This window comes from Methylophaga sp. UBA4204 (assembly GCF_002379485.1).
Lineage (GTDB): Bacteria > Pseudomonadota > Gammaproteobacteria > Nitrosococcales > Methylophagaceae > Methylophaga.
Genome location: NZ_DFTU01000032.1, coordinates 1 through 7,020 on the forward strand (window position 1 = coordinate 1; position 7,020 = coordinate 7,020).

At 44.9% G+C, this 7,020-nt stretch carries 5 protein-coding genes and 1 pseudogene; 3 read left to right on the top strand and 3 right to left on the bottom strand.

Going from position 1 to position 7,020, the window contains the following annotated elements:
* Window positions 1-284: DUF808 family protein (locus tag B3182_RS04050; RefSeq protein WP_292751648.1), on the top strand; the 284-nt coding region annotated here is incomplete at its 5' end.
* Between the two features lie 163 nt (window positions 285-447).
* Window positions 448-1,407 (top strand): diguanylate cyclase, encoded by a 960-nt coding sequence (locus tag B3182_RS04055; RefSeq protein ID WP_292358450.1) that lies wholly within the window; start codon window positions 448-450, stop codon window positions 1,405-1,407.
* A gap of 80 nt (window positions 1,408-1,487) precedes the next feature.
* On the opposite strand, the gene B3182_RS04060 is transcribed toward B3182_RS04055, so the two are convergent.
* Together B3182_RS04060 and B3182_RS04065 are read right to left on the bottom strand one after the other, a co-directional pair.
* Complete coding sequence (locus B3182_RS04060) at window positions 1,488-2,873, bottom strand: DegQ family serine endoprotease (RefSeq protein WP_292358448.1); 1,386 nt, start codon at window positions 2,871-2,873, stop codon at window positions 1,488-1,490.
* 21 nt (window positions 2,874-2,894) lie between these two features.
* A pseudogene (locus tag B3182_RS04065) lies at window positions 2,895-3,788 on the bottom strand (DnaJ C-terminal domain-containing protein).
* Between the two features lie 287 nt (window positions 3,789-4,075).
* On the opposite strand from B3182_RS04065, the gene B3182_RS04070 reads away from it, so the two are divergent.
* The gene (locus B3182_RS04070; protein WP_292358699.1) at window positions 4,076-5,986 is read left to right on the top strand and encodes a TonB-dependent receptor; all 1,911 of its coding nucleotides are present in this window, start codon (window positions 4,076-4,078) and stop codon (window positions 5,984-5,986) included.
* Between the two features lie 73 nt (window positions 5,987-6,059).
* On the opposite strand, the gene B3182_RS04075 is transcribed toward B3182_RS04070, so the two are convergent.
* Window positions 6,060-7,020: ATP-grasp domain-containing protein (locus tag B3182_RS04075; protein WP_292751651.1), on the bottom strand; the 961-nt coding region annotated here is incomplete at its 5' end.

The window sequence follows — 7,020 nt, forward strand, 5'->3', positions numbered from 1 at the left end:
ACTGGTTTGCAAAAGTTAAACGTGCAGTGGGACAGAGCATTTTATGGCTTGCCCCCAAATTTATGAAATTTTTATCAGTCGTTGGAATGTTGGCTATGTTTCTGGTTGGCGGCGGAATTTTGGTGCATGGTTTAGCTTTTTTGCATCACTGGCTGGAAAGCCTGAATGTAGGAAATGCGGTGGGTGCTTTTATCGTTCCACAACTTTTTAACGCAGGAGTGGGTGTTGTTGCAGGCGCTGTAGTGCTACTAATGATTCAAGGCATTAAACGGGTTGTGAAATAAGGAGTTTTAATCTCAACAAAAAGCATTTGAAGTGGACACACTTTTGCAATTTATTTTGCAGGAATATCCTCCCAAGCTTGTATAGGAAAAATACATTCCGTATAAAGAGGTAACTTATATGCCGGAATAGTATGGAATACGATTTTTCTGGGAGAAGATAATCTTGGATAGTCTTCAGCAACAGCAGTTTGCTATTAATCTGATGGAGCATTTAGTTACAGCAACTTTTGTGCTTGATGACACAGGAAAAGTGATTATCTGGAATAAAGCCTGTGAACGGCTGACCGGTATTAAAGCCTCAGAAGTAATTGGTACCGATAACCACTGGCAGGCCTTTTATTCCGAAAAACGACCCTGCCTGGCAGACCTGCTGGTGCAAAATCGCATTGATGAGCTCGATAAACTATATGTTTACCATGCTGAACCTTCAGCCTATGGTAAAGGCTATCAAGCAGATAACTGGTGCTATCTGCCACGAATAAACCGAAGGCTTTATATCGCTTTTGATTCAGGCCCAATCTATGATTTTCAGGGGAATCTGATTGCAGTAGTCGAAACCATGCGGGATATGACGGAATATAAGACAGTTCAGTCCGCACTGGAAAAGCTGGTAGAAATAGATGACCTGACTGGCCTTTCAAATCGACGCTATCTGGCAGAGCATCTGGAAACAGAATGGTCAGCTGCATTAGCCAATAAAAATCATTTTTCTATCATCATTGCAGATATAGATTTTTTTAAACAGTTCAATGATACCTATGGTCACCAGACAGGCGATGAATGCTTAAAATCAGTTGCGAATGTGATGCAGCAAAGTTTACTTCGAGCAACTGATGTTGCCATCCGTTTTGGAGGTGAAGAGTTCTGCGTATTATTGCCGAATACCAGGCCTAAAGACGCAATAGATATTTCTGAACGGATGCGTCAAAACATTTATGACATAGCGTTAGAGCATAAAACCAGCAGCGTGGCAGATTACGTAACAATAAGTTGTGGGGTGGCCAGCATGGTGCCTACCGGTGAGAAACAGGCCGCAGACTTAATTAAACAGGCTGATGAGGCACTTTACCAGGCAAAAGCCGCATGTAGGAATCGAACAGTAGAATATCAACACGATTTATAGGTTAAAAAAACCAAGGATCTACCCAGTTGCTGTCCGAGAATCTTGGTGATGGCGCGGAGCTGGGCTCCGCGCCAGAGTCCTTATCGTAATAGCAAGAACATAGCCTGATTATCCCGGACAATATTAAGTAATAACTCCGGTTGATTAGAAACCAGTTGTTTGAATTGTTCGAGGTTGGCAACCGGTTGACGATTGACCGAGGTGACAATGTCATAACTACGTAAACCTGCGACCCAGGCCGGGCTGCCACGTTCAACCGAGTACAGCATAATGCCTTGAATTCTGCCGTAGGCAGGTGAGCTTTGTTCGATATCACCAAAAGTGGCGCCTCGCAGTTTCGGATGCACATCGCCAGTTTGGGTTTTACTGGATTGGACTTCAGTAACTTTTGCCGTCAGGGTCTTTTCCTTGCCATTACGAATGATGTCCAGCTTGATAGTCTGGCCCACCATCAATAAACCGATGGTATTACGCAGGTTATCAGCGTTTAACAGCGAAACGCCATCGACAGCGGTCACCACATCACCCACTTTTAAACCCGCTTTTTCAGCAGCAGAATCTTTAATTACATTGGTTACTACGGCGCCGCCACGGTTGTCTTCAATACCAAATGCCTGAGCGAGTTCTGGGGTAATGTCTTGCATCTGTACACCCAGATAAGCACGACGAACTTCTCCATATTCCAGTAACTGATCAGTAATCTGTTTGACAAGATTACTCGGAATAGCAAAGCCAATCCCTACATTACCGGATTGATTCGGTGAAAAAATAGCGGTGTTAATACCCACTAATTCACCTCGCAGATTAACTAATGCACCGCCCGAATTACCGGGATTGATGGAAGCATCGGTTTGAATAAAGTTTTCGTAACCTTCAAGTCCCAGACCGCTCCGTCCCAAAGCACTGACAATACCGGATGTCACTGTTTGGCCAAGGCCGAACGGATTACCAATAGCGACCACAAAATCGCCAACCCGCAGTCTGTCGGAATCCGCCAGTGGCAGAGCGGTAAGTTTTTCGGGGGGAATGCGAATCACGGCCACGTCAGTTGCTGGATCGCTGCCTACTACTTCAGCCTGAAAGGTACGGCCATCGTGCAGGGATACAGTAATTTCGTCTGCACGCTGAATCACATGATTATTGGTTAATACCAGACCTTCTTTAGCATTAACAATAACGCCACTCCCCAGGCTTTGGGCCTGACGAGTACGGGGTTGCTGTTGTTGAGGTAAATTAAAAAAACGTCGGAAAAACGGATCATTTAATAATGGATTATCCTGAATTCTGACTTCACTACGTGTGGCAATATTCACCACGGCAGGTTTGGATTGATCCAGCATCGGTGCAAGCGTGGGCATTTGATTATCATCATCCAGCCATGGCAAAGGCAGGGCAGCCACCGCAACCTGCGTCAACAGAGTTACACCGGCCAACCAGATAACAGCAGATTTCAGTTTATTCATCATTTTGTCTCTACCTCAAAATGCTTATTCAATGTTCTCTCTTGGATTAAACGGAAGTTTTTCAGCCATTTGCTGATAAAACTTTTTCGCTTCGGCAGTCGTCGCCGGAGGAGTCATTATCTGTAAAACCACAAATTGATCACCGGGCGTTTTAGCGGGAAGCCCGCGGCCTTTCAAACGCATTTTTTGACCACTTCAAGTGCCCGCAGGGATATTCAAACTAATTTTTCCAGCTAAAGTTGGGGCGGTAATTTTGGCACCTAATGCTGCTTCCCATGGCGTAATTGGCAAATCCAGGTAGACATCCTTGCCTTCCAACCGATAAAGCGAATGTGGGGCAATCTGGATTTCCAGATATAAATCACCCGCTTTACCACTCATTCCAGCTTTACCTTGTCCGCTTAAACGAATTTTTTTACCCGGTTCGATGCCGGCAGGGATCTTGACGTTAACGGTACCCGTTTGCGTGGCACCGGCAGGACGGCGAATCGATTTATTCGCGCCGTTAAACGCATCTTCCAGTGAAATAGTAATTTTGGCGCTTACATCCTCACCACGGGCAAAAAAGTTATCCTGTTGACCGCCGCCCATTCCGCCCATGCCACCAAACATGTTTTCAAAAAAGCTGCTGAAATTACCCTGACCGAAGCCACCGACATTTTCCTCCCAGCCTGGAGGTGGAGAAAACGATTGACCGTGACGGAACTGTCCACCAAACTGGTCATATTGTGCACGCTTTTCTTTATCGCGCAGCACCTCATAAGCCTCACCGACTTCTTTGAACTTTTCTTCGGCATTCACCTCTTTGCTGACATCAGGGTGATATTTCCTAGCCAGTGTGCGATAGGCTTTTTTTATCTCCTCTGGTGTTGCTGTCCGGCTTACGCCAAGGATTTTGTAATAGTCTTTGTATTCCATGGGCTCATTCGAAAAAAATTGATCTGGGTCATTAGATGGGGATGATAGGACGTTTTTCAACGTCAATTAAGGATTTTTCTGATGTGTTGTAAAAAGACAACATGAGAAAATTCGTTAAATTTTTACAACATATAATCTAGGAACCATAGCTCATGCCAACCTTACGCAAATTACCCATATTGATGGCCCTGGCCAGCATGAATATCGCCTTACCTGCTTAAGCTCAGGAAGAAGAGGACTTATCTCTGGACGAGCTGGTTGTTACCGGCACCCGCTCGGGAACGCCAATCCTCGATTTAGCGGGGAATACCGGCAGAATTTCAGAAGAAGAAATCGATTTGGTTCGCCCGGATCACATCACCGAAATCGTCAATCGTGTCAGTGGTGTCAATATTCAGCGCGGTAATGGCCAGGAGCATCTGACTTCAATTCGTTCGCCAGTGTTAACCGGTGGTGCCGGTGCCGGGTCATTTCTGTTTCTGGAAGATGGTATTCCATTACGCGCAGCGGGCTTTGCTAACGTAAATGGTCTGTTTGAAGTTAATTATGAGCAAGCTGGCGGGATTGAAGTAGTGCGCGGTCCAGGTAGTGCCTTGTATGGTTCTAACGCCGTCCACGGCTTAATCAATGTTTTAAGTCGCGCCCCCTCCCTGGAACTTGAGCGAGAAATTGATCTTTCCATTGGGCCACATGATTTGTATCAAATGAAAGGTACAGTGAGCGATACCATTGGACAGCATGGTTACCGCTTAAGCGTAAATGGAACAACTGACGGCGGCTATGTCAGTGACTCGGGCTACGATCAGCAAAAAGTCAGCTTTCGTCATGATTATTATGGCGATATCGACAGCTTTAAAACCTTATTCAGCCATACCAATCTCAATCAGGAAACCGCTGGTTATATCACAGGATTTAGAGCCTATGAAGATGAAAGTCGCTCGCGTACCAATCCTAATCCTGAAGCCTATCGTGATGCTAAATCGACCCGGTTATCCACCGAGTGGGAACGCCAGTTAACAGACTCTTCTACCTTTAGATTAACCCCTTATCTGCGCCATACAGAAATGGAATTTTTGATGCATTTTCTACCAGGACAGCCGGTGGAGAATAACAAACATAGCAGCGTGGGACTTTTAGCTGCTTATACCAAGGATCTGGATGGCGGCCACAAAGTTATTTTCGGGACAGATTTTGAATATACAGAAGGAGAGCTTTCTGAGGTTCAATTTAATCCAACCATATTTGGACAATTTTTACAGGGTGTTCATTATGACTATGAAGTGGATGCCACAGTCGTTGCCCCTTATGTGCACAGTGAATGGCAGGTATTGGACAGAACTCGTGTCACCGCAGGTGTACGCTATGAATACACTAAATACGACTACACCAACAACACTGATTCACGCGAATTTGGTACGCGATATTTACGTCCAGATAGCGGTAAAGACACATTTAGTAACTTAAGCCCCAAACTAGGTTTAGTTCAAGAGCTTACCGATAATACTGCTGCATTTATCAACTATGCTCGCGGTAATCGCGCACCACAGACTACCGATTTGTACCGTGCCCAGATTGGACCTTCGCGTACCGGTGGTGCTGATTCAGAGTCTATTGATAGCATTGAGATCGGGGTTCGTAAGGTGGGAGATGGCTTGCAGTATGAAATTGCTGCTTATCATATGAAGAAAGATGACTATTTCTTTACTGATACAAACAACGAAAATGTTCCTGATGGTAAAACTAACCATACTGGTCTGGAGCTTGGCATGTTTTACCCGTTTAATGAATTGTTTGATATTGGTGCAAATGTCACTTTTGCCAAGCATGAGTATGACTTCAACAAGCCAGGAAGCGGTATCGAAAAAGGTGACTATTTAGTAACTGCGCCTAAAAGAATGGGGAATATTCGGCTGGGTTGGAATGTAACACCAGTTACTCGTGCTGAACTAGAGTGGGTGCATATGAGTGAATATTACATTACTGATGGCAATGACAAGAAGTACGACGGCCACGATGTGTTTAATTTGCGGGCGTCCCATGATGTCACCAATAATCTGACGCTGTACGGGAAAGTGCACAACCTGTTTAACACTGAATACGCTGAACGTGCTGACTTTGGTGGCGGTGGTGGTGGCGATTATCGCTATTTTGTAGGTGAAAAGCGTTATCTACATGTAGGCGCCAGCTACTCGTTTTAAATCGCCATAAGTTAAACCAAAAAAAGCGGTGGTTGAATTATCAGCCACCGCTTTTTTTATATCTAAGGAATGCTTAAGACTGACGATGCGCTTTACGAGCTTCGAGCCGACGTAAAAATTCCCGCATGATATCGTCATATAAAGCCGGTCCCAGATAGGCATCTTCTACGCCGCTATCGATACTGGGATTGTCGTTAATTTCAATTAATACGACTCGACTTCCGCTTTGTTTGATATCGATACCGTAAAGACCATCTCCTACCAATTTCGCCGATTTTGCCGCGATTTTAAGTACTTTTTCCGGAACTTCAGAAATAGGCACCGCGGCTGATTTACCGGAATCCGTGCCTTTTTTGGTATTGTGGTTATAAATCTGCCAATGGCCTTTACTCATAAAATACTGGCAGGCATAAATCGGTTTGTTATTAAACACTCCAATACGCCAGTCGTAATCGGTAAACATAAATTCCTGCAACAGGATTATTGCCGATTGTTGGAAAAACTCTGCGGCATTGCTTCGCAGTTCATCGGCATTATTCACCTTGATAACACCTTTGGAAAAAGCGCCATCAGGAATCTTCATTACCAAAGGGAAAGTCGCTTCAGCACAAATTTTTTCCAGACCGGTTTTATCGTTTCGATAGAGCAAATGTGATTCCGGCATCGGCAAGTTATGCTTTTCCAGCAGCTCTTTCAGGTAGATCTTGTTGGTACAGCGAATGATTGAAGTCGGATCATCAATTACGACCAATCCTTCACTTTCCGCCCGCCGGGCAAATTTGTACGTGTGATTATGAATCGCTGTGGTCTCACGGATAAATAAAGCGTCATATTCGGCAATACGGATATAGTCACGCGGCGTGATCAGCTCGACATCAATACCGATACGTTTACCACTGGCGATAAAGCGTTTTAATGCCGTGGCATCACTGGGCGGCATTTTTTCATCGGGGTTGTGGAGAATGGCCATGTCATATCGGTATTGGCGACGCTTTGAAGGTTTGCGCCATAACTTATGACTGAATGCATCCAAA